The following is a 25719-nucleotide window of genomic DNA, read 5'->3' as shown; positions in this document are numbered from 1 at the left end:
AGGGCGCCGATTATACCGGCCCGCGGCCAGACCACCAGTCGCGACCGTTGATATGCATCAAGCCCCGGATGCGCGACCAGCAACTATAGTTGTCCAACTCAGTGTTTTTTACTTCCTGGAGATCCCGATCATGCAAGCCATTCGCAGCATTCTGGTGGTCATCGACCCCGAACACTCGGAAAGCCTGGCGCTCAAACGGGCCAAACTGATTGCCGGCGTGACCCAGGCTCATTTGCATCTGCTGGTGTGCGACCGCAAGCATGACCATAGCGGCATGCTCGGTGTGCTCAAGGCGGCGCTGCTCGAGGACGGCTACAGCGTTACCACCGAGCAGGCGTGGAACGAAAGCCTGCACGAGACCATCGTCGATGTTCAGCAAGCGGAAGGTTGCGGGCTGGTGATCAAGCAGCACTATCCCGACAGCCCGCTGAAAAAGGCCCTGCTGACCCCGGCGGACTGGAAACTGCTGCGCTCTTGCCCGACGCCGGTGCTGCTGGTCAAAACCTCGAAGCCCTGGACGGGCGGGGTCATTCTGGCGGCGATCGACGTCGGCAATACCGATGATGAACACCGCACCTTGCACGCCAGCATTGTCGATCACGGCTACGACATCGCCAGCCTGGCCAAGGCTCATCTGCATGTGGTCAGCGCCCATCCGTCACCAATGCTGTCGGCGGCGGATCCTACGTTGCAGCTCAGTGAAACGATCGAGGCGCGCTATCGCGAACAGTGCAAGGCGTTTCAGGCCGAGTTCGACATCGATGACGACCACCTGCATATCGCGGAAGGTCCGGCGGATGTGTTGATTCCGTACACGGTGCATAAGCTGGGTGCGGCGGTGACGGTAATTGGCACGGTCGCGCGGTCCGGGTTGTCCGGGGCGTTGATCGGGAATACGGCGGAAGTGGTGCTGGATGCGGTGGAGAGCGATGTGCTGGTGTTGAAGCCGGATACGATCATGGATCATCTGGAGGAGATCGTGACGCAGCATTGAGATTTTTGCGGCGCCAATCGGGCCACCTTCGCGAGCAAGCCCGCTCCCACAATGGTTTTGTGAACAACGCAGATCAAATGTGGGAGCGGGCTTGCTCGCGAAGCTTTTAAAATTAACCGCCGAACGCATCCTTTAGAAACCCGGGTGCTATATAACGCTGGTAATGCGCCTCCGAGAGCAAAAAGAACTCCCGATCGATCGCATCCCGCAGCTCAGGCAGGTTCCAGTCGCGAAACTCCGGCAGCAGCACCATCCCGTAGGCCTCCAGATTGTTGATCACCCGCGCGCCCCGGGCGATCAGCTGGTACGCCCAGCAATATTCCGACTGATGCGGCACGAAGCGAATCTTGCGCTGTTCCAGCTGCAGGCGCAGGCGCTGCGGGTCGAAAACCTCCAGTTTGCTGGCCATCACCTGGGACAACAGCTGCTCAAGACGCAGCCACACCGCGCGTTTTTCCTCCTCGTTGTAACCGTTCCAATGGATCACTTCATGGTGGAAACGCTTGCAGCCACGGCAGACCAGGTCACCGTAAACAGTGGAGCAAAGGCCGACGCAGGGGGTCTTGATGGTCTGATTGGGCATAGGTCAGAGAACACGGGAAAGCAGAACAGGTCGGCATGTTAGCCCTTTGTCTAACATTCATCACCCCTCAAAGTTCCGAGGCGAACTTACCTTTAAATTTTTTTTGCCGTAGAATCAGCCAGCCTTTTAAGGCGCCAATGTCCGTTAGAAGCTGTTTTCAAAGCGTCACGAGCACAGTCGTTCCTTCAGAGCGGTGTTGGCGAAGGGTTTTTCCAGCGGGGAAAAGCTCTACGCCAACCCTCATCAGCTCCCCGTTCTGCAGGCGTAAAACTTTGAAAGCAGCTTCTGTAAGGAATTGTCGGTAATTCTGGCTAAGTGGCCCACAACGCCACGCAGCGCATGAGTACGGCAATTTCGGGATGAGCGTCCCGGACACCCATTTGGGACCACTGATGAGGGTAATAACTGTGCTTGAAGCCTACCGCAAACATATCGAAGAGCGTGCAGCACTGGGTATCGTTCCCCAGCCGCTTAACGCCGAACAAACTGCAGGCCTGGTTGAGCTGCTGAAGAATCCCCCGGCTGGCGAAGAAGCTTTCCTCGTTGACCTGATCACCAATCGCATTCCGCCTGGCGTGGACGAAGCGGCCTATGTAAAAGCCGGTTTCCTCTCTGCCCTGGCCAAAGGCGAAGCAAAATCCCCTCTGATCGACAAGAAACGCGCTGTTGAACTGCTCGGCACCATGCAGGGCGGCTACAACATCGTGACCCTGGTTGACCTGCTCGACGACGCCGAACTGGCTGCTGTCGCTGCTGCTCAACTGAAGCACACCCTGCTGATGTTCGATGCGTTCCACGATGTCGCGGAAAAAGCCCGTAACGGCAACGAACACGCCAAAGGCGTGATCCAGTCCTGGGCCGACGGCGAGTGGTTCAAGAACCGCCCTGTCCTGGCCGACAAGATCAGCCTGCGCGTGTTCAAGGTCACCGGCGAAACCAACACCGACGACCTGTCCCCTGCTCCAGACGCCTGGTCCCGCCCGGACATCCCGCTGCACGCCCTCGCCATGCTGAAAATGGCCCGCGAAGGCATCGTGCCTGACGCCCAAGGCGTTACCGGCCCGATGAAGCAGATCGAAGAAATGCGCGGTCAAGGCTTCCCTATCGCCTACGTTGGTGACGTGGTCGGTACCGGTTCTTCGCGTAAATCCGCCACCAACTCGGTGCTGTGGTTCTTCGGCGACGACGTTCCTTACGTGCCGAACAAGCGTGCTGGCGGTTTCTGCTTCGGCAGCAAGATCGCTCCGATCTTCTACAACACCATGGAAGATGCCGGCGCACTGCCGATCGAGTTCGACGTTACCAACATGAACATGGGCGACGTGATCGACCTGTACCCACATGCTGGCAAAGTCTGCAAACACGGCACTGACGAAGTCCTGACCACCTTCGAAATGAAGACTCCGGTACTGTTGGACGAAGTTCGTGCCGGCGGCCGTATCCCGCTGATCATCGGTCGCGGTCTGACCGACAAGGCCCGTGCCGAGCTGGGCCTGGGCCCTACCGATCTGTTCAAACTGCCAGAAGCACCTGTCGACACCGGCAAGGGCTTCACCCTGGCACAGAAAATGGTCGGCAAGGCTTGCGGTCTGCCGGAAGGCAAAGGCGTTCGTCCAGGTACTTACTGCGAACCGAAAATGACCACCGTGGGCTCTCAGGACACCACCGGTCCGATGACCCGTGACGAACTGAAAGACCTGGCGTGCCTGGGCTTCTCGACCGATCTGGTGATGCAGTCCTTCTGCCACACCGCGGCTTACCCTAAGCCGATCGACGTGACCACCCACCACACCCTGCCAGACTTCATCATGACCCGCGGCGGCGTTTCCCTGCGTCCGGGCGACGGCATCATCCACAGCTGGCTGAACCGCATGCTGCTGCCGGACACCGTCGGCACCGGTGGTGACTCGCACACCCGTTTCCCGATGGGCATTTCGTTCCCGGCCGGTTCCGGTCTGGTTGCGTTTGCCGCAGCCACCGGCGTTATGCCGCTGGACATGCCGGAATCGATCCTGGTGCGCTTCAAAGGCAAAATGCAACCGGGCGTCACCCTGCGTGACCTGGTTCACGCCATTCCTTACTTCGCGATTCAGGCTGGCCTGTTGACCGTTGAAAAGAAAGGCAAGAAGAACGCCTTCTCCGGCCGCATCCTGGAAATCGAAGGCCTGGACGACCTGAGCATCGAACAAGCTTTCGAGCTGTCCGACGCCTCGGCCGAACGTTCGGCTGCCGGTTGCACCATCAAGCTGTCGAAAGAATCGATCACCGAGTACCTGAACTCCAACATCACCCTGCTGCGCTGGATGATCGGCGAAGGTTACGGCGATGCACGGACTCTGGAACGTCGCGCTCAAGCGATGGAAGCCTGGGTTGCCAACCCTGAGTTGATGGTTGCCGATGCTGACGCCGAATACGCTGAAGTCATCGAAATCGACCTGGCCGACATCAAAGAACCTGTGCTCTGCGCGCCAAACGATCCGGACGACGCCCGTCTGCTGTCCAGCGTTGCTGGCGAGAAGATCGACGAAGTGTTCATCGGTTCGTGCATGACCAACATCGGTCACTTCCGCGCTGCCGGTAAGCTGCTGGATCAGGTCAAAGGTCAGCTTCCAACCCGTCTATGGCTGTCGCCGCCGACCAAAATGGACGCTCACCAGCTGACCGAGGAAGGCTACTACGGCATCTACGGCAAGGCCGGCGCTCGCATGGAAATGCCGGGCTGCTCGCTGTGCATGGGTAACCAGGCACGTGTAGAGCCGAACTCGACTGTGGTGTCGACGTCGACCCGTAACTTCCCGAACCGTCTGGGTGACGGCGCGAACGTTTACCTGGCTTCGGCTGAGTTGGCGTCCGTTGCGTCCATCCTGGGTCGCTTGCCGACCGTCGAGGAGTACATGGAGTACGCTGGCAAGATCGACAGCATGGCGGCCGATGTTTACCGCTACCTGTCCTTCGACCAGATCGCCGAGTTCCGTGAGGCTGCTGCGAACGCCAATATTCCGGTTGTTCAAGCGTAACGTTACAAGGCTGTAGGAAACGCCGCCCATCGCGAGATGTGCGGCGTTTTTTTTATGGCTGGGTTTTTGTGTACATATCCGTTGCTGCGGTCAGGGCTGCTGACGGTTTCGCCCTTACGGCGAGTCACTTGGAAGAGCCCCAAGTAACCAAGGGCTCTTGCCCTTTCGTTCGGTACCTCGCTAAGGCTCGGCATGCCCTCGCTCCGGTCCTGCTCCGTGGGCCCGCCGCCATCCATGCCGGGTTGCCCACTGCGCAGAACCTCCACTCGGCCTCTCGAGGGGGCGTACACCGCAAGATCAAAAGCTGCAGGCGAGCTAACGTTCGACCTGATGATTGGTGAAAAGCGACAGCCGTACGCCGATCCACTGTGGGAGCGGGCTTGCTCGCGAAGGGGCCGTGTCAGTCGACATCAATGGCGGATACCAAACCGCATTCGCGAGCAAGCCCGCTCCCACATTTGGAATTTTGTCCGGCGCAAGATGGGTATCTGCACTGCTTTTGCTTTGCTTTGCTTTGCTTTGCTTTGCTTTGGCTTTTGATCTTGATCTGCCCCGTCGGAAGGCCGAGCGCAGGTTCTGCGCAGTGGGCAACCCGGCATGGATGCCGGGTTAGCCGCGCACGGCCATGGATGGCCGATCGCGGCGGGCCCACGGAGCAGGACCGGAGCGAGGGCATGCCGAGCCTTAGCGAGGCACCGTACGTCAGGGGCAAAGCCTTTTGGTTCCTTTTCGGCGTTTGGAAAAGGGACTCGCCGTAAGGGCGAAACCGCCAGCCGCCGTTACCGCAGCAACGGATATGTACCCCATCAAAAAACTCGCCACCTGACACACCGCCTTCGCGAGCAAGCCCACTCCCACAATGGTTCCGGGCACATCTGCAAGGAGAGGCCGGCTGTCAGGCCGCCATCACAGCGATGCGGCGGCCCGACAAGCCAGCTCCCATAGACCCGGTGGACAACCGCAATCCCCGACACTCTCCCCAAAAAAAACGGCCAACCCGCAAAGCGGATCAGCCGTCATTCATTTCATCAAATCAAATCAAATCAAATCAAACGAGCCGCAACGATCAGGCACTCAACGAATAAATCAACGCCGAAATAGCCACCAAACCCACCGCCGTCACAAACACATTGGACGCCTGACCACGAAACCGCGCCATCGCCGGCACCTTGCGAATCGCATACATCGGCATCAGAAACAGAATCGCCGCAATGACCGGACCACCCAGTGTCTCAATCATCCCCAGAATGCTCGGATTCAGCGTGGCAACGATCCAGCACACCACCAACATGAACGCCGCGGTCATACGGTCCAGCGTCTTGGGCGCCGGACGCTTGCCGCTCTTCACGATCAGCCCCTTCAGGCCTTCACTGGCACCGATGTAGTGCCCCAGGAACGATTTGGAAATGGCCACGAACGCAATCAACGGCGCCGCAAACGCGATGGTCGGGTTGCTGAAGTGGTTGGCCAGATACGACAGGATCGACAGGTTCTGCGCCTTCGCTTCCGCCAGTTGCGCCGGCGACAGGGTCAACACGCAACTAAACACGAAGAACAGCACCATCACCACCATCAACACGTGCGCGCGGGACAGGATCTGCGAGCTGCGCTCTTCGGCGTGGTCACCGTAGCGACGCTTCTGGTCCACCGCGAACGCCGAGATGATCGGCGAATGGTTGAACGAGAACACCATCACCGGAATCGCCAGCCACAAGGTGTGCAACAGCGCCGACGGCTCAGGCAGCGTCGATGCGGTGGTCAGGATGCCGCCATTCCAGTGCGGAACCAGGAACACCGCCAGAAACAGCAACGCCACGATAAACGGATACACCATCAGGCTCATGGCCTTGACGATCACCTGCTCACCGCAACGCACCACCGACAGCAGGCCGAGGATCAGCACGAACGATAACACGGCGCGCGGTGGCGGCATGATGTGCAGCTGATGCTCAAGGAAGCTGCCCACAGTGTTGGTCAGCGCCACGCTGTAGATCAGCAGGATCGGGAAGATCGCGAAGAAGTACAGCAAGGTGATCAGCGCACCCGCCTTGATGCCGAAGTGTTCTTCCACCACTTCGGTGATGTCCGCGCCTTCGCGTCCGGACAACACGAAGCGGGTCAGTCCACGGTGTGCGTAAAAAGTCATGGGGAACGCCAGCAGCGCCAGGAGCAGCAACGGCCAGAAACCGCCCAAACCCGCGTTGATCGGCAAAAACAGGGTACCGGCCCCGATGGCCGTGCCGAACAGGCCCAGCATCCAGGTGGTGTCATGGCGATTCCAGCCTTCAAGGCTGACAGGTTTCGCCGCTACATAACGTTCGTTGACGCTATTGGCCTGATCATTCATCCGGTGGGACCTCCGCATTCCGGTCAGTTGCTACCCGGTCAGGACGAGTCGGAAAAATCCGACAGGCAGCGCCCTGGCCGAAACAGGGGCGCGATTGTCCGGGATTAATGAACAGAAGCAAAGACTTAGCTGAGGAATGGTGGTGCGGATCAGTTGGATTCAACACATTCCAATGTGGGAGCGGGCTTGCTCGCGAAAGCGGCGCATCAGTCCCCATCATCGTTAACTGAAACACCGCTTTCGCGAGCAAGCCCGCTCCCACATTGGCTATTTGTATTTTCAAAGACCCCAGTTTGTCGGCCTTGGATCGCCGAACAGCAGTCTCCACTTGATAAAGGTCAATCATCATGTATTTTTAAGTAACCGTATCCCTTCCGGAGACCTCCCATGCCACTGGTTCGTATCGACATCAAAAAGCATCAGGACCCCACCCACGCCAAACGCATCGGCCAACTGATTTACGCCGCCATGCACAGCGCGATTGGCGTGCCGGAAAACGATAATTTCCAGATCCTCGCCGAACACGACGAGCAGCACTTCATCTTTGATCCGCAATACCTCGGGATCAATCGCACCGACCAACTGGTGGTGATTCAGATCACCCTGAGCGAAGGCCGAACCGTCGAGCAGAAGAAACTGCTCTACAAAACCATCGCCGAGAGCCTGCACGCTGAACTGGCAGTGCGCCTGGAGGATGTTTTCATCAATCTGGTCGAAGTGAAAAAAGAAAACTGGTCGTTCGGCAACGGAATTGCCCAGTACGCCCTCTGATCGCCATCCTTTATCTTTGTGAGCCGCCAATGCCCCGTGTTTCCCGCAAGCAAGCCGAACTCAACCGCGAGATCATCGTCGAGGCGGCCACGCGCCTGTTTCGCGAACGGGGGGTGCACGGCATCAGCGTCATCGACATCATGGCGGCAGCGGGCCTGACCCATGGCGGATTTTATGGGCATTTCGAATCCAAAGAGGCCCTGGCCCAGGAAGCCAGCGGCCGCGCGTTCCAGCAATCGACAGACCGCTGGAAAGACTGGATCGCCGCCAGCGACGACAAGACCGCCGCCCGTCTGGCCTTGATTGAACCCTACCTGTCGGCCGCCAGCCGCGACAATCCGGGCGAAAGCTGCCCGGTGGTGGCGTTTGCCGGTGACATGTGCCACGAAGCCGCCGAAAGCGGCCTGCGCCAAACCTTCATGGAAGGCCTCGGCTCATTGCTCGACACGCTCACTCCCCTGATGAACACGGGCGACGATGCCCGCGATCGTCAACAGGCGCTGGTGCAATACTCCCTCATGGTCGGCGCACTGACGCTCGCCCGGGCTACCCGGGGCGACGCTTTGTCCGATGAAGTTCTGCAAGCTGCGCGCACCTTTTTGACAGCGCCATAGCCTCCCTCTCCTGTTCCGCTATGATCATCTGACAGTGCTGCGATCTTTGGTCGTTGCCAATGCCTTTTGAAGCCAGCCATCTCTAGGGATATTCAAGCCACAGGAGCCCAGCATGCCCGCAACCGTCCTGGTACTGGTCGAAACCATCAACGATTACCTGCCGATTCTCGAACATCAGGGCTTTCACCTGATTCTGGCGCCGACCCCCGCCGAGCGCGCCGAGGCCATAGCGACCCATGGCGCGCGTATCGATGCAGTGCTGACCCGCGGCCCGCTGGGGCTGTATACCGATGAAATCGCTGCGCTGCCGGCGCTGAAGATCATTTGCGTGATTGGCGCCGGTTACGAGCATGTCGACCTGCAGGCCGCTGCCGACCGGGGTATTACGGTCACCAATGGCGCGGGGGTCAACGCCTCTTCGGTGGCAGACCACGCGATGGCCATGCTGCTTGCGATGGTGCGTGACATCCCTCGCTGCGACGCCGCCGTGCGCCGAGGCGAGTGGCCGAAAATCATGCGCCCTTCCCTGGCCGGCAAACGCCTGGGCATCCTCGGCCTCGGCGCTGTCGGAATGGCCATCGCCAAACGCGCCGCCAACGGTTTCGACATGACCATCAGCTACCACAACCGCCAGCACCGCAGCGACATCCCTTATAGCTTCTGCTCGACGCCGACCGAACTGGCACGCGCCTCCGACTTTTTGATCATCGCCACACCCGGCGGCCTTGGCACCAAACACCTGATTAACAAGCAAGTACTTGACGCCTTGGGCCCCAAGGGGTTTGTCGTGAACATCGCCCGAGCCTCGGTGATCGTCACGGCAGACCTGGTCAGCGCGCTTGAACAACGACGCATTGCGGGTGCCGCACTGGATGTGTTCGATGCCGAGCCTCAGGTGCCGGATGCACTCAAGACGCTGACCAACGTGATCCTGACGCCGCATGTCGCGGGACTGTCCCCGGAAGCGACCCAAGGCACCGTGGAATTGGTGGGGAAAAACTTGATGGCGTTCTTTGCCGGCCAACCGGTGTTGACACCCATTGCCTTACCCGCGCCGGCCACCGCCGTGCAGGCTCACTGACTAAAGGACGCCCAGCAGCGTCCAGAGGCGCCGGGATTCGGCGTCGGCCGAGATCAGTTCGCCCAACAGCTCGCTCAGGGGTTTGTTGCCCCATTCCACCCCGCGCTTGATCAAATACGGCACGGGGCTGTGGGGTTCGGTGCGCGCCAGGTACTCGGCAATCAACAACAATTGCCGATACGCCTCTTCTCGACTCGCTGGCTCACGAAACACCTGAGGCGCCGAGGGGGCCGTCGGCAAATCGGCGGGACCTGCCGCCACCACGGGCGGCGCCTCGGCGGGTATCCCGGTTGACTGTCGTGGGTGCATGGCGATGAACTCCTGAACCAGCATCAATAACGCCTTGATCACATCCTGCAAGGCTTTGAAACCCGGCGCCTGGGTGCCGAGATAAGCATCGCTCCAGTCTTCCAGCCGTTGCAGATGCTGCAGGCTCATCAGCAGATTGCCCTGGCTGTGCAACCAGAACGACAGGGGCGTGATGCGAATCTGCTCGGTGAGTTTTTTCTGTTCACTGCGCGCGGTTTCCGCCGAGGTTTTCGCCGCTTTGCTGTCGTTGGCCAGCACCTGTTGCAGCTGCAACCGCCGCCAGGCATCCAGACACAAGCCATCGAACTCGCCGTTACGCGGATCGAGCAGCGGCACCCGGGTCAGCAGCACTTCACTGTAGCGACGGGCCAGCCATTCAAGCGGGATCACCCGCCATGACTGATCGCCGTCCTCAGCCTGAGGATGAAGCTGCCCGGGATAGCGTTCACATAACCCGGCGATCAGGGCGAGACTGCCCGGCAACCCTTCCAGCCCGTCCTGATGCAACCAGGCCTCACCGAGCCAGGCGCTGAGCATCAGGTCCTTGCTGCGCTCCAGCAACAAGGACGTGGTCAGTTTTTCCAGCTCCGGCCATTGCGCCCGTTTGATGGACGACTGCCAGACGCCCGTCGGCAGGCTGGTGTCGTCCTCCCGGCGCAGTTCGCGGGCCTGGTCAAATTCACGTTCATAGCGCAAATCGACGCCGCAAGGCGCCTGCTCGCTGATCGGCTCAAGCAACCGGTCAATCAGGTCCGGCAACGTTTTTGAAGGCAGGCTCATAGCCCCTCCTCATTGTTCACCAGGTTCGCGGTTGCCCCGGTCACCATGAACGGTGAGCGCGGAGCCCGGATGGGCAGCGGTGCAATGGATAACGGCAGCTTCGAGCCCTGGGTCATCAACGACAGGCGCACAAACATCAACGTCTGCACAGCCGTGCTGGTCTGCGCCGTCACCGGCAAGCGCAACGTCAGGGGAAAATCGGTGTAATCCATATTCGGCTGGCGCTGCACCGACTGATGCGAACGGATCAAACGCAGCAACGACCACGGACCGCTGTACTCCCAACCGGCTTCAAGATCGCGCACCACCAGACTTGGCTGCAACGGATCGTTGGCCGGGCGCTGGTAGCCGTTCCTGGCCCAACGCAAGGTCAGCCGCACAGGTTGGCCGACCGTCCAGCGCAGGTTCGGCTGGGCCTCGCCGGGATAGCTGATCCGTTGATTGCCGGCGTCCAGCCCCCAGGCGATCACTTGATCCGCACCGCGTTCCTCCTCTCGATCAGTGCGCCAGCGCACGTCCATTTCAACACCCAGGATCCCGCTCTTGTCTCGCACAAACAAAGGGGCCAGCCAGGTACTGGCCTGCTTCAACCGGTTAAGAAAATCCTCGGCGGCCAGGCGCTCCGGCGTCTGGCTGAACTGCAACCCGGCCTGGGCCACTGGTAAACGCTTGTCGATCAGTTCGAGGAAATGCTGGACCCGCGCAGGGTCGGCGTCGGAAGCCTGGAGACCATTGGCAAATGGAAAGCGCTCACTCAGGTACTGATTGAAATAGTTGGCGAGATCGTTCCACGCCGCCGAGGCCTGACGCTGTTGCAGGTACTGGCAGCGTTGCAGGGCACTTTGTTGCAGATCCAGCGCGCGAAGGGCCAACGTCCCTCGCCCGCCGGACAGATTGGCGGTTTGCAGGATCTGACCGCAGGACGTGGCATCCATTTCGATGAAGTCGCGGCTCACCAACTGCTCGATCTGGGCCGGCGAACTGGCGGGATTCTGCTCCTTGTACTTGAGCAGTTCATCGTTGAGGGCGCTGAATTGCGTCACGCGCTCGTAATCCAGCGCCGAGAGATTCTGCTGCTGGGTTTTCAACCACTCCAGCGCCGAGGTGCGTCGTTCGGTGATGCCCAGCATGGTGTTGAACTGCTGCTTGAGGCTCAGTTTCAAATCCTGCACATCGCTGGCGCCATACAGTTGCAGACCGAGGTTTTTCGAGCCGTCCCACTGGCTTATTTCAGTGCGCCCGCTGAACAGCGGCTGGGCGACGATTTCCTCGAGACCGCTGGTGACTTCGGCCATGGCCCGGCGATTCAAGGCACTTTGCAAACGCGTCGCCAGATCGCTGCGACGCACTTCGATAAAGGCTTTCTGCAAGTCAATGGCCTGTGACGCCTGCACATTGAATACCCCCCGGTTGGCCTGCGCATTGTGTTCCCGCAGGCTGGTCAACATGGCCTTGACCACGGCGACTTCAGCCGCTTGCAGCAAGGCGCCACGATACGCGGGGGGAATTCGTGGCAGTTCTTCAGCGGCGTAACTCTTGTAACTGGCAAAATAGTTCAGCGCATTGGCGAGGTCGTCGCCATCAACGCCCTGTCCCTGCCCGTTCGGCGCATCGGACTGATCGGCCTGTAAGGCGATGGCCACGAAATCACGTTTGAACAGGGCCTGCACCGCGTTATTCAACTGGCTGACATGCTCTTGCAACGCCAGTTGCCCGCTGCCTTGTTGCACCAGCAAGTTACCTCTGGCCCCTGCCTGGGCGATCCACTGATCGCGAAAACTCTGCTGCAACTTCGACGCTCGCTGATCCAGTTGTTGCTCCACTTGCGGGCCGAGCAAAGTGCTCTGGCGCACTTTGTCCATCATCTCGCGATAGCCCGGGACGAGGTCCTGGCCCTTGCCGCGACCCCACGCCGAGTTGGTCAGGCCAATCAGCGCTTGCAGGTCGTCGATCAGCGCCCGCAGGTCCTCAAGCTCCGTCAGGGAATTGCCACTTCCAGCCTCCAGCCGCTCAAGGTGCAACTTGAGATAACCGGCCTGGCGCACGAAGTTGTCCGCCAGAAAATACTGGTCGAGCCAGCGTTCCATCAGCCCGGAAAAGTTTTCCTCGATCGTCGAACGCTCCATGGCCAGGTCCAGCGGTTTCAAGTCGCCGCCATCGGTATCGAGCAACACCCGATTGTAATAACCGGCACGGCGCAACGTGCCGATATTGAAGTTCAGGGACAAGGCGTTGTTACTCAGCAACGCCAGGTCTTCGAGCGGTGCCTTAGGGGTGTTCAGCGCCTGATTGAACCATTGGTTCTGTTGCTCAAGACGTACCGCACGTTCCACCAGTTCCTTGGCCTTGGCATAGTTCTGCCATTGAGCCGGGTCTTCGCTTTCGACGTTGCCACGTCGTTCCGTGTTGCGGATAGCCTTGAGTTGCACCAGCTCCGCGTTCAGCAGGTCGTGCAACGGCTGCAACAAATGGCTGTGTGCGGTCAGGCGCAGTTGATCCTCCAGTTGCACGTCCAGCGACGAAAACCACGAAGTGGGTAACGCCACCGACGTAAAGCTCCAGCGCGGAGCTTTGTCCAGCACCCGCCAGAAACCCTGGACATTGCGCCGGGTCGACTCCAGTCGATGCGACTCGTCCGTGACCGCCAAATAATTCTTCTGTGCGCCTTGCAGCAGGCGCGACAACTCATGAGCATCCTTGACCGACTCCTGCCAGACCCACAGCATGCCAGCGACCCAGATCACACCGACCACCAACGCCACCGCACCGGTCAAGCGCTGCCAACGCTGCCGCAGGCGCAATAACCGGGGCACGACCTGGGCCAGCCCGCGTTCGGCGACCACCCGCCGTTGCCACAACTGTCGGGCGAACGCGCTCTCCTGTAACCCGCTGTCGTAGGCCGAGAACCCGTCGACCGCGTCTTTCGCAGGCTGGTTGGCGGTGAAATAAACCCCTCGAAAACGTGGCGCTTCGCCTTGGGCATTGCCCTGAAAAACCGGTTCCAAAAGGGTTTGCAGATTGCGCCGCAAGGCTTCAAGACGTTCCGGCAAACCGTACAGTTCGCCACTCAAATGACCGGACAAGGCACCGATCTCGATGATCGACTCCGACAAGGCCCGGTTAACCTGGTCCAGCGCCTGATCACTCCATTGCGATTGCCAGACGGCATCGGGGCCGTGAGGCGATGACCAGCCCAATACCCGCTCGCGGGTCTCGACCGGCAATGCAGTGATCAACTCCTGGAAACCCGGCAACTCTTCCATGCCGGTAATGACCACGTACACCGGCAGGCTCAGTCCGAATCGCTGCAACAGGTCGATAAAGCGTCGGCGAGCCGCCAGACCAAGGGCCGAGGCCTGCTCGATATTGCCCAGGCGACTCACCGGCACAGTCCAGATCACCCCGTCCAGCGGACGTCTGCTGCGCAAACGCAAGATCAACCCCAACAAGCGCCACCAGCCGCCGCGTTGCAGGCTCATGCCTTCATCCGGCAGAAACAGCGCCTGCGGCACCACCAATACAGCGCCTTCGGGGTCCGACCACCAGCGCCCGAACCACGCCGGTTTGTCCGTCGATTGCAGGCGCCACTGGCTGCATAACTGCGTGCCCTGGGTTTCATTGCCGAGCATCAGTAACCAGGGAATCTGGTAGCGGTCATGGGCACCCTGCTCCTGTTCCATGTGCCGTACCGAGGCATAAAAACTACGGATCGCCGCCCCGCTCTGGGTGCGCAACCACCAGACCGCCACCGCGATAATGGCCAGTACCACCAGCACGGCGATGACCAGACCGATAATCTCCAAAGTACTCATGAGTCTTGCTCCGATGCGGCAACCGAATCGGTCATCTGCAAGACCGGCTCGAGCTCCTGGCGGATATCACGCCAGAACAACTGCCCCAACCCGGTCAGTAACAAAACCATGGCGAGAATCCCCACGCCCAGGCGAAAGCCATCGGGCAACGACTGGCGCACCGGCAACTGCACCGGCGGCACCGCTGAAGGTTGCGTGAGCCTGGCGCTGACATCGGCATAATCCGCCTCGTGCTGCCAGGCAAAGGTGAACAGCGCCAGGCGTAATTTTTCATGTTGAGCCTGACTCTGCTCGCCTCGCAGCCGCCCCTCGAATCCCAACACCAGGCACTGCAAATAGACATTGGCCAGATCACGGTTGGCAGGCATCTGCTCGTCCAGCAACGCCTTGATCGCCACCGGCAGCTTTTCACCGGCCTGACGGCTGGCGTACATCCTCGACTCCAGGGGTTTCTCCTGCCACGCGGACTGGCCCGGCCACGGGGTAAACACCAAGGTTTCATCGATCAGGGCGACAAAGGCATAGACCAGCGCCTTGACCTGTTCGGTCGCCGCATCGCCGACCCGGGCGAACGCCGTTCGCCACAGGCGCTGGGAGATTTGCGTCGACAGGTCGACCACCGCCTCCACCAGCGCCTCGTCGTCACTGTCCTTGGGCAACTCGCTCCATTGCTCGGACCATTGCAGCCAGGCCTCGCGAAAGGCACTGCTCAGCGGTGCTTCGTGGAGGCCCCGTGTAACCGCCCCGGCATTCCCCTCAGACATATGACGCCCCTTCCTTGATCAAGCACTTTCACTCGCCTGGGCCACAAACAACACCACTTGCCACGGGCTGCTCGCCGGTTTTGAGGCCGGCGCGACAATCAGCAACGGCGATTGCCCGTCGAACCATGGGCCTTCGGCCGTCACCACAAACAGCCGCGTATCGTCGCCGACGCTGTAGGCCACTTGTTCATTGCGGCTCATGGCCTGATGCGGCAAACCGCTCATGCGCTGGCGGCTGAGCAACGGGATATGCGGCTGCGAAGCGATGATCGCGCCGCTCAGCCATTCGCTGGCGGCGTGCTCGCCAACACCGTTGGGCATGCGCAAACCGATCACCAGGCGCTGGCTTGGCTGATCGTCGGGCAATTGAATCGAAAAGCTGTGCTCACTGCTGGCAAACGGCAGACTGCGATAGCCGGCGCGAATCAATTCGAGGGCTTTCTCCAGCCAGTCGAGGACCGCTTCATAACCGCGTTGCAGCTCCAGAAAATCCAGCGGGGCGAACGGCGGCACCCCGGCCAATGGGTCGAGGGCCGACCAGGCACCCGCCAACCCGAGCAACAAACCGTACAGTGTCTGAGGGTTGGCCACTCGGCTGCTCAGCGCGCCTTCAACCTCTGGCAACCGCGCCCAAAGCGCCGTCAACTGACGACGAATTTCCATCGCGTCGTCCTGATTGCCGGCCTGCTGCGCCTGACGCAAACGACCGGCCAGGAACATGCATTGCTCCCGCGCCCGAGCACACAAACCCGCCACCCGATGGCCGATGACCGACTCCGGTAACAGAATTGGCGTGGGCGGTGTGTAAGGCAACGGGATAAAACCGCCACCCTCCCTACGGATTTTCAGCAGCGGCAGGCAAATGGAATCGGCTTTATTCAATTGCGTACACAACCGCGGGTTCGGGCGCCAGACCGTAATCGATTCGGGGTACTCGCCGCTGGTCAAATCCGGCAACGCATCGCCGACCACCGATTGCAGTCGGCCCTTGAGTGGCAACAACTGACCGGCACGCCACAACGGGCTGACGGCGAGGTAAACGGTGACCGTGGCGTTTTCCGAAGCGTTGACCGCTTCGTTGACATCTAGCTCCAGCAGCGGCCCGATACCGGCCTGCACATTGACCGGCAACCCGTCAGGCATCGTCGCCTGCAAATTGATTAACCGCACCAGCCCGGCACTCAATGCACCGGGGTCGAAATCGACTCGGGTTACGCCCCAGAACCAAGGATTGCAGGCTTGGGCAAAATGCGCGACCAGCGCCTCGGCCCGCAACCCTTGCAACTGAAAATGCTGGGGCAGCAATTGCATGCCCTCATGCCAGCAAACCGCGTCAGGTAACAGGCTCATACGATTCCCTTCGACGTCTAGTGTCGCCGCGCAAACCGGCGGCCTGGCCATGTATTCAGTTCGGGTTGTTGCTGACCAGCGTCATCTCGCGACTGTCGAACTTGAGCCAGGCATTGCTCTGGTCATCCAGCCGCAACCGGTGTGCTCCGGGAGTGTTATAGCTGGCGAAGACCAAAAGTCCAGCCGCCCGCTTGCCCCCCAGCGGGAAGGGTTGTTTGTCGATGAATTGACCGGGGACCAGCTCAAGCCCCCACACCGTCATCAGTTGCCGGTAGTCGCGTTGATACTGTTCGCGCTCGGTAAACCACTGCTGCGCGGTAATACCCGACAACTGCTTGAGCAAATCCGGATCGTTCACCGCAATGAAATCCACGGCAATCGGGGTGTCGTCGTTCGCTCGCGGGGCGACGTCCAACGTCAGGTTATCGAGGTCCACGCGAGGTCCGAATAACGAACATCCGGCGAGGGTCAGGAGCAAGACCAAAGCAAAAAAACGAGTAACCAAAATGAATTTTCCTTTTCTCGAGTCAGTCCAAAAATGTTTTTTGCTTGCTTTTTTATAGACCTGTTCTAGCGTCTTGGATAGTTCGGCGCACATGCCGAATGTGGAAGGTTTGTCAAAGGAACGACAGGTCCATCTGCCACCCTTTCTAACCTACGGTCCAGCAAGGGAAAGCGATGAACGGGCCTCCCGATGCATTGCGCCCGCTCATGCATCGGAGTCAGCCAACATGGCAGAAAGTACTCAGCACAAGCTCGACAGGGTCCGCCCGCCCAGGGTGCAAATCACCTACGACGTCGAAATCGGCAACGCCATCGAGAAAAAAGAACTGCCACTGGTCGTCGGCATCCTCGCCGACCTGTCCGGCAAACCCCTTGAGCCTCTCCCCAAACTGAACGAACGGCGCTTCACCGAGATCGACCGCGACAACTTCAACGAAGTGCTCGCCTCGATCGCCCCCCGCGCCACCTTGCAGGTCACCAACACCCTCAGCGGCGACGACAGCAAGCTCAACATCGAGCTCAACTTCAAGCACATCGACGATTTCGACCCGGTCAAGGTCGTCGAGCAAGTGACCCCGTTGCGGCGCCTGTTCGAAGCCCGCCAGCGTCTGCGCGACCTGCTGACCAAGCTTGATGGCAACGATGATCTGGACAAGCTGTTGCGCGATGTCATCGCCAACACCGAAGGCCTGCAAGAGATCAAGTCTGCGCGTCCCGAAACCGCTGCCGCTGCTCCCGCAGGCGACACCGAAGCCCCGGCTGAACCGCAAGCCTGATCACTCATTCATTTAGGGAGATGTCGCCATGCCCGCTTCAGCCGCCGCCAAAACCAGTGAAAGCACCACTGAAAGTCTGTCCCTGCTAGACCGCATCATCGCCGAAGGCCGCATGGCCCATGACGACAGTCAGCAGGATTACGCCCGCGACATGCTCGCGGAATTCGCCACCCAGGTTCTCGACGAAGGCATGGCCATCGACAAGGACACCGTGGCGATGATCAATGACCGCATCAGCCAGATCGACAAGCTGATCAGCGCTCAGCTCAACGAGGTGTTGCACCATCCGGACCTGCAAAAACTCGAAGCCTCCTGGCGCGGTCTGCACCTGCTGGTGCAAAACACCGAAACCAGTTCCCGGCTGAAACTGCGCCTGCTCAACGTGACGCAGAAGGAGCTGCAGAACGATCTGGAAAAAGCCGTCGAGTTCGACCAGAGCGCGCTGTTCAAAAAGATCTATGAAGAAGAATACGGCACCTTCGGCGGCCACCCGTTCAGCCTGCTGGTGGGTGACTACACCTTCGGCCGGCACCCGCAGGACATCGGCCTGCTGGAAAAACTGTCGAACGTCGCCGCTGCCGCCCATGCACCGTTCATTGCCGCCGCCAGTCCAAGACTGTTCGACATGAACAGCTTCACCGAATTAGCGGTGCCACGCGATTTGTCGAAAGTCTTCGAGAGTCAGGAACTGATCAAATGGCGCTCCTTCCGCGAGAGCGAAGATTCGCGCTACGTGTCGCTGGTGTTGCCGCATTTCCTGCTGCGCCTGCCGTACGGCCCGGACACCTCGCCGGTGGAAGGGATCAATTACGTCGAAGACGTCAACGGCAGCGACCACGGCAAGTACCTGTGGGGCAATGCCGCCTGGGCTCTGTCGCAGCGCATCACCGAAGCCTTCGCCAAGTACGGCTGGTGCGCGGCGATTCGCGGCGCTGAAGGCGGTGGCGCCGTTGAAGGATTGCCGGCTCACACCTTCCGCACCACTTCCGGCGACCTGTCGCTCAAGTGCCCGACCGAAGTGGCGATCACCGACCGCCGTGAAAAAGAACTCAACGACCTCGGCTTCATCGCCCTGTGCCACAAGAAAAACAGCGACGTGGCGGTGTTCTTCGGTGGCCAGACCACCAACAAATCCAAGTTCTACAACACCAACGAGGCCAACGCCAACGCGCGGATTTCGGCGATGTTGCCCTACGTGCTTGCCGCCTCGCGCTTCGCGCACTACCTGAAGGTCATCATGCGCGACAAGGTCGGCAGCTTCATGACCCGCGACAACGTGCAGACCTACCTCAACAACTGGATCGCCGACTACGTGCTGATCAACGACAACGCGCCGCAAGAGATCAAGGCGCAATACCCGTTGCGTGAAGCCCGGGTGGATGTGACCGAAGTCGCCGGCAAGCCGGGCGCCTACAAGGCCACGGTGTTCCTGCGGCCACACTTCCAGCTCGAAGAACTGACCGCGTCGATCCGCCTGGTCGCGTCCCTGCCGCCACCGGTAGCCGCCTGACCGCTGCACCACTGAAACCTGTGGCACCGCTGACATCTGTGGCGAGGGAGCTTGCTCCCGTTGGGGTGCGAAGCGGCCCTGACAATGGGACTGCTACGCAGTCCAGCGGGAGCAAGCTCCCTCGCCACAGATTCGGCGTTTGGCCTAACAGGTTCGGTGTTCGGCTCAATTGATCGGCATTGAGCATTCAACCACTTGCCTATAGCGATAACCTTCAGGAGTTTCATGCGATGGATGCAATCATTCTCGACCTCGGCGGCGACATCAAAGGCGACAGTCTGCTCGAGGGCTACACGGACAAGATCGAAGTCATGTCCTACAGCCACAACGTGGCGATGCAGGTGACAAACGATGTCAGCAACTCGGAACGAACCTCCGGCAAGCCGCACATCGGCGAGTTCACCCTGACCAAATTCGTCGACAGCTCAACACCGTCCCTCAACGAATATTGCTGCGCCGGCAAACCGATCCCGGAAGCCAAGATCACCATCGGCCGTAACGCCTCCGAAGGCAGCGGTCAGCTGCTGCCGTTCATCATCTACACCCTGACTAATGTCGTGCTGTCGAACGTCAGCGTCAGTGGCGGTACGGGTGGTAAACCGGTGGAAACCATTTCCTTGAACTTCACCAAGATCAAATGGGAGCTCACCGCCCAGAAAGACGACGGCACCAAGGAAGGCACCGCCGCCTCGACCTGGGACATGGCTGCCAACAAGATCGTCAAGTAAGCGGGCGCGTCGGCCATGGCAGGCACCGGCATACTCCCACCGTTATTCGAGCGACTCGCCTCAAGCGAGGTCGACACTGTGCAGGTGTTCGACCGCCAGGGGTTGCTCGAGTCGGTCCGCACGGAGTTGCTGCGCCTGTTCAACAGCCGACGCGGCCCTCGCCCACTGACCTCCCCGCCGAGCATTCTCGACTACGGCATTGCTGACTGGACTGCCTTGCAACAGCAGCGCAGCGATGACCGTCGTCAGTTGGCGCGTCAAGTGCGCGAGGCCATCAGCCATTTCGAACCGCGCCTGCGCCTGGGCGAGGTTCAGGTCGATCCGGTGCCGGGCCATCCGCAGCAACTGAGCATTCGCCTGGTCGGTGAGCTGCGCAGCGGCCAGCAGCATTGGCCCGTGGCATTTGTCATCGAGCGGGCCAGCGATGGCCTTGAGGTGCATCATGAGCGACTCGATTGACCCGCAACTGCTCGACTACTATCAGCGCGAACTGACCTGGCTGCGTCACGCCGGTAGCGTTTTCGCCGAGCGTTATCCCAAGGTCGCCAGGCGCCTGGAACTGTCACCCGGCGAATGCCCGGACCCGCATGTCGAACGGCTGCTGGAAGGTTTTGCGCTTTTGGCGGCACGCCTGCAACGTCGACTGGATGACGACTACGCCGAATTCAGCGACGCGTTGCTTGAACAACTTTACCCGTTGGCCATGCGCCCGCTGCCGTCCTGCGCCATCGTGCAGTTCGAGCCGGACCCGAGTAAAGGCAACCTGGCCGGCGGCTATCCGCTGCCCCGGGACACACCGCTGTTCGTCACCACCGGCAAAGGCGAAAGCATTCACTTTCGCACCAGCGCTGCGGTTCGGCTGTGGCCCGTGGAAATCAACGAAGCGCTGCTGCTGGGCAGCGACGAAGCCCAGGCCCTGACAGGTGTTGTTCAAGCGCGCTCGGCGTTGCGCCTGAGTTTGCGTTGCCTCGGTGAAAGTCAATGGTCAGCGCTCGGCATCGAACAGTTGCGCGTGCATTTGACCGCCTCTCCCATGATCAACGCCTGCCTCTATGACCTGCTCGCCGCCCATGCCGTAAAAGTACTGGCCGGTCCGGCCGGCCGCGTGCCCGACGCGCTGACGGGGCTGCCGCAGATCGTCGGCTTTGCCAGCGATGAAGTGCTGCTGCCGGACGAAGACGGCGTGCACCCGGGCATGCGTCTGCTCGCCGAGTACTTTGCCTTCCCGGACAAATTCAACTTCTTCGACCTTCCGCTGGCAGGCGCCACCAGCGACAGCCAGACGCTTTTTCTGTACATCGTTTTCGATCGTGCGCCCACCCGCCGCCTACACCTTCAGGCCAGTGACTTTGCACTGGGTTGCGCACCGGTGATCAACCTGTTTCCCCGAACCTCGGAACCTCTGCGCCCGGACGGGACCCGCAGCGAATATCGCCTGGTCGCCGACAGCCACCGGGAAAACAGCGTCGAGATCCATAGCATCCGCGCGATGCGCGCCAGTTCCAGCCAAGGCGTGCAACGGTTGCCGGCCTATTACGGCAGTCAGCACGGTGGTGCCGATAAACAGCGCTACTGGCACGCGCGGCGGGTCAGCGGCATGACCCCCAATCGACTGGGCACCGACGTGCTGGTGAGCCTGGTGGACACGCGACTCGATCCGCTGTCGGAGGCCTTCGAATACAGCCTCACCGCCGAACTGCTTTGCACCAATCGCCACCTGGCCCAGAGCCTTCCAGCCGGCACACCGTTGGGCTTCGAACGCCCCGGGCCGGTGGCTTGGGCGCGCCTGCGCAACCCGCCCAGCCCGCAGAGTCTGCCGCGACTGGACGGTGAATCGCGTTGGCGGCTGGTGTCGCAACTGACCCTCAATCATTTGTCGTTGGTCGAGGGACCGCAGGCGCTGGAGGCGCTCAAGGAGATCCTGCAGTTGCACAACCTGCGTGACGAGGCCAGCGCCTGGCGGCAAATCGAGGGCTTGTCGAGCCTGAGTTGCGAGCGGGTGATCGGCCATGTGGGCGAAGACGCCTGGCGCGGCTGGCGCAATGGGCTAGAAGTGCAACTGCAACTCGATCCAGAGCATTTCGTCGGCAGCAGCGCGGTGTTGTTTTCAGCGGTGCTGGCGCAATTCTTTTCACTCTATGCCACCGCCAACCGCTTCGTGCGCACGGTGCTGGTTCAATCAGACAAGGAGGTCAAGACATGGCAACCCCAAGCCGGCATGCCGCTGTCCCTCTGAACCTGAGCCAACGGCTGCGACGTGATCCCCAGTCTTTCGAATTATTGCAGGCGTTATTGCTGCTGGAGCGCGAACATCCCCAGGCCGAATCCCTGGGCAGCGGCACCGCTCCGCAAGCGGAAGCGCTGCGCTTGCGGGGGCCATTGACGCCGCTGTTTTCCGCCAGTGAAATCGAAAGCCTGACCCAGGAGCCCGGCCAGCCACCGATCCTCAGCACGCCGGTGTTCGGCCTCGGCGGCCCCGACGGCCCCCTGCCCTACGCCTATCAGGAATGGCTGCAGCAACGGGCGCGGGCCAAGGATCATGCACCGGCCGAATTCCTCGACCTGTTCCAGCATCGGCTGCTGAGCCTGCTGTACAAGGTGATGCGCAAACACCGGATAGCCGTGGGTTTCACCGTGCCCGGTGCGTCCCCGGTGCAGGCGCAATTGAGGGCGCTGACCGGGCTGCTGCCCAAAGCCTTGCAGGAACGTCAGGCCATACCCGATTCTGCCGTGCTGGCCTGTAGCGCGCTGTTCGCCGACGGGCGCCGCTCCCTCGCCGGTTTCGCCGCGATCGTGCGCGAGCAGTTCGAATTGCCCGTGCAGTTGAGTGCCTACGAAGGTGCCTGGCGCGATATCCCGCCCGCCAGTCGCAGCCGCATGATCCCGGGTGGCCGAAATCTGCAACTGGGCCGCACGGCGGTTGCCGGCACCCGAGTCTGGGATGAACATGCCGGCTATCGCCTGACCCTTGGCCCGTTATCTTCGGCCCAGGCTGCACGGTTTCTGCCGGACGGCGAATCCCACCCGGCGCTGGCCAGCCTCAGCGCGCTCTACTTCGGCCCGGACCTGGATTGCACCCTGGTGTTGCTGGTGCGCGGCGCCGGCCCGATGAAACTAGGTCGTGAAATGCCGCCACTCCTCAGTTGGAACGGCGGTTTGCAGCGTCAGACCAGCCTCGCCGTGCAACGGATCGAAACCCGCCTTCGTCAGCTGGAGATCACCTGAACATGGAACTGGCCAGCCTGATCGGACGCCTCAACCCGGACAACCGCCGCGCCTTGGAGCGCGCGGCACAACGCTGCCTGCAACGAGGTCATCATTACGTCGAAATCGAGCACTTGCTCCTTGAGCTGCTGGACATCGAGGGCGGCGACTTTGCTTATCTGCTGCCGCGCTTCGGCCTGGAGCGCGATGCCCTGTCGGCGGAAATCAACAAGGCGCTGGACCTGTTCAAATCCGGCAGCACGCGTACACCGGCACTCTCGGCACACACGACGGGCCTGCTCGAAGATGCGGTGGTGCAAGCCAGTGTGCTGGGGCTGGACAGCATTCGCTCCGGGTTGTTGCTGCTGGCCCTGATCGATCGTGACGAGCGCCGCAGCTTGCTGCTCAACAGTGCTTCGTCACTGCTGAAGATTCCCCGGGAAGCCTTGCGCAGCAACCTGCTGGAGTGGACCGAAAGTTCTCGCGAGCACGTCGGCGGGGCACGTCCTTCAGTGGCTGGCCCTGCAGCGCCCAAACAGGATTGCGTGCTGGACCAATACACCCAGGACCTGACCGACGACGCCCACGCCGGGCGCATCGACCCCATCGTCGGGCGCGACGGCGAGATCCGTCAGTGCATCGACATCCTGCTGCGACGTCGACAGAACAACCCGATCCTGGTCGGCGCCCCGGGTGTCGGCAAGACCGCCGTGGTCGAAGGCCTGGCCTTGCGCATTGCCGCCGGGGATGTGCCACCGTCGTTGCAGGACGTCAGCCTGCGGGTACTCGATCTCGGACTGTTGCAGGCCGGGGCCGGGGTCAAGGGCGAGTTTGAACAACGCCTCAAAGGGGTGATCGACGCAGTGCGCAGCGCGGACAAACCGATCATTCTGTTCATCGACGAAGCCCATACTCTGATTGGCGCCGGTGGCGCAGAAGGTGGCAGCGACGCGGCCAATCTGCTCAAACCGGCGCTGGCCCGTGGCGAACTTCGCACCCTCGCCGCGACGACCTGGCTCGAGTACAAAAAATACTTCGAGAAAGACCCGGCCCTCGCCCGGCGTTTTCAGTTGGTACAAGTCGAGGAGCCGGACGAAATGACCGCCGTGGAAATGCTTCGTGGGGTCGCCGCCAAACTCGAACAGCACCACGGCGTGCAAGTGCTGGACGCCGCCATCCACGAAGCGGTGAAACTGTCCCACCGCTACATTTCCGGTCGGCAGTTACCGGACAAAGCCATCAGCGTGCTCGACACCGCGTGCGCCCGGGTCGCCCTCGGCCAGCACGATGTGCCGCCACCGCTGGAAAGCCTGCGCCACCGCCAGAACAGCCTCAAGGACGAAGTCGAACGCCTGCGTCGCGAACAGGCCACCGGGCTCGATCACCGTGAGCGCATCACCCTGTTGGAAGCCGAATCCCGCAGCAACGTGCAAGCCATTCGCGAACTGGAAGTGCGCTGGAACGAAGAACGGGTCGCCGTGCGCGAACTGCTGAAAACCCGCAGCGAACTGCTGGCCTTGAGCGAACGCGCCGACAGCGACAAACCGGATGAAGTCACCGACAGCCGCATCGATCATCTGGCCGCCGAACTGGTACGCCTGGAGGCCGGACTGGACGCCATTCGCCAGGACGACCCGCTGGTGCCGGAGCAAGTAGACGCGAAAACCGTCGCCGCCGTGATTGCCGGCTGGACCGGCATCCCCGTGGGCAAGATGCTCGCCGACGAAGCCCATGCCGTACGCACCCTCGGCCAGCGCATGGGCCAACGGGTCATGGGCCAAAGCATCGCGCTGAACACCATCGCCCAACGCCTGCAAGCCTATCGCGCCGGCCTCACCGATCCGCAAAAACCGGTCGGCGTGTTCCTGCTGGTCGGCCCTACTGGCGTAGGAAAGACCGAAACCGCTTATGCGTTGGCCGACGCGTTATACGGCGGGGAACGTAACCTGATCAGCATCAACCTTTCCGAATACCAGGAAGCCCACACCGTCAGCCAACTCAAAGGCGCCCCGCCCGGCTACGTCGGCTACGGCAGCGGTGGCGTGTTGACGGAAGCGGTGCGGCGCAAACCCTATTCGGTGGTGTTGCTCGACGAAATCGAAAAGGCTCATCCCGATGTGTTGGAGGCTTTTTATAACGTCTTCGATAAAGGCGTGATGGAGGACGGGACCGGATTGGTGGTGGACTTCAAGAACACTGTGATGTTAGCCACCAGCAATGTCGGCGCCGAGTTGTTGCTTGATACACCGGCGGCGCAACTCGGCACCGATCCTTTCAACGAAGCGTTGCACAAGGTACTGCTGCAAGCATTCCGCCCGGCGTTTCTCGCACGCATGACGGTGGTCGCGTATCGGCCGCTGGATGAGGCGACGCTGGAAGGGATTGTGTTGGCGAAGCTGGAGAAATTACGCGGCCGCTATAAAGCCGCGACCGGCAAGCAGTTTGAATTTGAGGCCGGGATTGTGCAGGCGGTACTGGCCAAGTGCAGTGCGGCGGGAGCCCGGGATGTCGAGAACGTGTTGATGACCCAGGTGACGGGGAAGTTGGCGGAGTGGGTACTGGAATAACACTTAAT

The 25719-nt window shown here is 60.8% G+C and carries 19 protein-coding genes; 12 read left to right on the top strand and 7 right to left on the bottom strand.

Going from position 1 to position 25719, the window contains the following annotated elements:
• Window positions 1-130 precede the first annotated feature (130 nt).
• A complete protein-coding gene (gene uspL, locus ACA073_RS12375) occupies window positions 131-994 on the top strand; it encodes a universal stress protein UspL (RefSeq protein WP_497403765.1) in 864 nt (287 codons plus the stop codon).
• Window positions 995-1106: 112 nt separating this feature from the next.
• On the opposite strand, the gene ACA073_RS12370 is transcribed toward uspL, so the two are convergent.
• Window positions 1107-1577, bottom strand: coding sequence for a DUF1289 domain-containing protein (locus tag ACA073_RS12370; protein ID WP_497403763.1), 471 nt, complete (start codon window positions 1575-1577; stop codon window positions 1107-1109).
• Window positions 1578-1984: 407 nt separating this feature from the next.
• On the opposite strand from ACA073_RS12370, the gene acnB reads away from it, so the two are divergent.
• The gene (acnB, locus tag ACA073_RS12365; protein ID WP_497404078.1) at window positions 1985-4594 is read left to right on the top strand and encodes a bifunctional aconitate hydratase 2/2-methylisocitrate dehydratase; all 2610 of its coding nucleotides are present in this window, start codon (window positions 1985-1987) and stop codon (window positions 4592-4594) included.
• A gap of 1066 nt (window positions 4595-5660) precedes the next feature.
• On the opposite strand, the gene ACA073_RS12360 is transcribed toward acnB, so the two are convergent.
• Entirely contained in the window at window positions 5661-6941 is a 1281-nt protein-coding gene (locus tag ACA073_RS12360; RefSeq protein WP_497403761.1) for a serine/threonine transporter, read from the bottom strand.
• Window positions 6942-7328: 387 nt separating this feature from the next.
• Between ACA073_RS12360 and ACA073_RS12355 the strand changes: the two genes are divergently transcribed.
• From ACA073_RS12355 to ACA073_RS12345, 3 genes are all read left to right on the top strand, one after another.
• Entirely contained in the window at window positions 7329-7712 is a 384-nt protein-coding gene (locus ACA073_RS12355) for a tautomerase family protein (RefSeq protein ID WP_497403759.1), read from the top strand.
• A gap of 29 nt (window positions 7713-7741) precedes the next feature.
• Window positions 7742-8326, top strand: coding sequence for a TetR/AcrR family transcriptional regulator (locus tag ACA073_RS12350; protein ID WP_497403757.1), 585 nt, complete (start codon window positions 7742-7744; stop codon window positions 8324-8326).
• 112 nt (window positions 8327-8438) lie between these two features.
• On the top strand, window positions 8439-9407 hold the full coding sequence (locus ACA073_RS12345) for a 2-hydroxyacid dehydrogenase (protein WP_497403755.1): 969 nt from the start codon (window positions 8439-8441) through the stop codon (window positions 9405-9407).
• Here the strand turns inward: ACA073_RS12345 and tssA are convergent, their stop codons facing one another.
• The 5 genes from tssA to ACA073_RS12320 are packed head-to-tail and all read right to left on the bottom strand — an operon-like array spanning window position 9408 to window position 16927.
• Window positions 9408-10496 (bottom strand): type VI secretion system protein TssA, encoded by a 1089-nt coding sequence (tssA, locus tag ACA073_RS12340; RefSeq protein ID WP_497403753.1) that lies wholly within the window; start codon window positions 10494-10496, stop codon window positions 9408-9410.
• Window positions 10493-14308 (bottom strand): type VI secretion system protein, encoded by a 3816-nt coding sequence (locus ACA073_RS12335; RefSeq protein WP_497403752.1) that lies wholly within the window; start codon window positions 14306-14308, stop codon window positions 10493-10495. Before ACA073_RS12335 ends, tssA begins: the two co-directional genes overlap by 4 nt.
• A complete protein-coding gene (locus tag ACA073_RS12330; RefSeq protein WP_497403751.1) occupies window positions 14305-15072 on the bottom strand; it encodes a DotU family type IV/VI secretion system protein in 768 nt (255 codons plus the stop codon). The genes ACA073_RS12335 and ACA073_RS12330 overlap by 4 nt, the downstream gene beginning before the upstream one ends.
• An 18-nt stretch (window positions 15073-15090) precedes the next feature.
• Window positions 15091-16422 (bottom strand): type VI secretion system baseplate subunit TssK, encoded by a 1332-nt coding sequence (gene tssK / locus ACA073_RS12325; RefSeq protein WP_497403750.1) that lies wholly within the window; start codon window positions 16420-16422, stop codon window positions 15091-15093.
• Between the two features lie 55 nt (window positions 16423-16477).
• Window positions 16478-16927: a type VI secretion protein gene (locus ACA073_RS12320; RefSeq protein WP_497404076.1), complete on the bottom strand. Its 450-nt coding sequence runs from the start codon at window positions 16925-16927 to the stop codon at window positions 16478-16480.
• A 226-nt stretch (window positions 16928-17153) separates the two neighbouring features.
• Here ACA073_RS12320 and tssB point away from each other — a divergent pair, with 226 nt between their 5' ends.
• The 7 genes from tssB (at window position 17154) to tssH (ending at window position 25711) form a co-directional block, all read left to right on the top strand.
• Window positions 17154-17702: a type VI secretion system contractile sheath small subunit gene (gene tssB / locus ACA073_RS12315; protein WP_497403749.1), complete on the top strand. Its 549-nt coding sequence runs from the start codon at window positions 17154-17156 to the stop codon at window positions 17700-17702.
• 28 nt (window positions 17703-17730) lie between these two features.
• Window positions 17731-19212: a type VI secretion system contractile sheath large subunit gene (gene tssC, locus ACA073_RS12310; protein ID WP_497403748.1), complete on the top strand. Its 1482-nt coding sequence runs from the start codon at window positions 17731-17733 to the stop codon at window positions 19210-19212.
• 230 nt (window positions 19213-19442) lie between these two features.
• Entirely contained in the window at window positions 19443-19940 is a 498-nt protein-coding gene (locus tag ACA073_RS12305) for an Hcp family type VI secretion system effector (RefSeq protein WP_497403747.1), read from the top strand.
• Window positions 19941-19955: 15 nt separating this feature from the next.
• Window positions 19956-20399, top strand: a complete 444-nt coding sequence (tssE, locus tag ACA073_RS12300; RefSeq protein WP_497403746.1) for a type VI secretion system baseplate subunit TssE — start codon at window positions 19956-19958, stop codon at window positions 20397-20399.
• Complete coding sequence (tssF, locus tag ACA073_RS12295; protein ID WP_497403744.1) at window positions 20383-22176, top strand: type VI secretion system baseplate subunit TssF; 1794 nt, start codon at window positions 20383-20385, stop codon at window positions 22174-22176. Before tssE ends, tssF begins: the two co-directional genes overlap by 17 nt.
• Window positions 22140-23165, top strand: a complete 1026-nt coding sequence (tssG, locus tag ACA073_RS12290) for a type VI secretion system baseplate subunit TssG (protein ID WP_497403743.1) — start codon at window positions 22140-22142, stop codon at window positions 23163-23165. Before tssF ends, tssG begins: the two co-directional genes overlap by 37 nt.
• 2 nt (window positions 23166-23167) lie before the next feature.
• On the top strand, window positions 23168-25711 hold the full coding sequence (gene tssH / locus ACA073_RS12285; protein ID WP_497403742.1) for a type VI secretion system ATPase TssH: 2544 nt from the start codon (window positions 23168-23170) through the stop codon (window positions 25709-25711).
• The last annotated feature ends 8 nt before the right edge of the window (window positions 25712-25719 follow it).

This window comes from Pseudomonas sp. LBUM1670 (genome assembly GCF_059695695.1).
Note: the sequence above shows the minus strand (reverse complement) of the source record. Positions and strands in the feature narration are given on the sequence as shown.

Coding starts and splice junctions, on each gene's coding strand:
- uspL (WP_497403765.1), top strand. CDS start 131: ATGCAAGCCATTCGCAGCATTCTGGTGGTCATCGACCCCGAACACTCG.
- ACA073_RS12370 (WP_497403763.1), bottom strand. CDS start 1,577: ATGCCCAATCAGACCATCAAGACCCCCTGCGTCGGCCTTTGCTCCACT.
- ACA073_RS12360 (WP_497403761.1), bottom strand. CDS start 6,941: ATGAATGATCAGGCCAATAGCGTCAACGAACGTTATGTAGCGGCGAAA.
- ACA073_RS12355 (WP_497403759.1), top strand. CDS start 7,329: ATGCCACTGGTTCGTATCGACATCAAAAAGCATCAGGACCCCACCCAC.
- ACA073_RS12350 (WP_497403757.1), top strand. CDS start 7,742: ATGCCCCGTGTTTCCCGCAAGCAAGCCGAACTCAACCGCGAGATCATC.
- ACA073_RS12345 (WP_497403755.1), top strand. CDS start 8,439: ATGCCCGCAACCGTCCTGGTACTGGTCGAAACCATCAACGATTACCTG.
- tssA (WP_497403753.1), bottom strand. CDS start 10,496: ATGAGCCTGCCTTCAAAAACGTTGCCGGACCTGATTGACCGGTTGCTT.
- ACA073_RS12335 (WP_497403752.1), bottom strand. CDS start 14,308: ATGAGTACTTTGGAGATTATCGGTCTGGTCATCGCCGTGCTGGTGGTA.
- ACA073_RS12330 (WP_497403751.1), bottom strand. CDS start 15,072: ATGTCTGAGGGGAATGCCGGGGCGGTTACACGGGGCCTCCACGAAGCA.
- tssK (WP_497403750.1), bottom strand. CDS start 16,422: ATGAGCCTGTTACCTGACGCGGTTTGCTGGCATGAGGGCATGCAATTG.
- tssB (WP_497403749.1), top strand. CDS start 17,154: ATGGCAGAAAGTACTCAGCACAAGCTCGACAGGGTCCGCCCGCCCAGG.
- tssC (WP_497403748.1), top strand. CDS start 17,731: ATGCCCGCTTCAGCCGCCGCCAAAACCAGTGAAAGCACCACTGAAAGT.
- ACA073_RS12305 (WP_497403747.1), top strand. CDS start 19,443: ATGGATGCAATCATTCTCGACCTCGGCGGCGACATCAAAGGCGACAGT.
- tssE (WP_497403746.1), top strand. CDS start 19,956: ATGGCAGGCACCGGCATACTCCCACCGTTATTCGAGCGACTCGCCTCA.
- tssF (WP_497403744.1), top strand. CDS start 20,383: ATGAGCGACTCGATTGACCCGCAACTGCTCGACTACTATCAGCGCGAA.
- tssG (WP_497403743.1), top strand. CDS start 22,140: ATGGCAACCCCAAGCCGGCATGCCGCTGTCCCTCTGAACCTGAGCCAA.
- tssH (WP_497403742.1), top strand. CDS start 23,168: ATGGAACTGGCCAGCCTGATCGGACGCCTCAACCCGGACAACCGCCGC.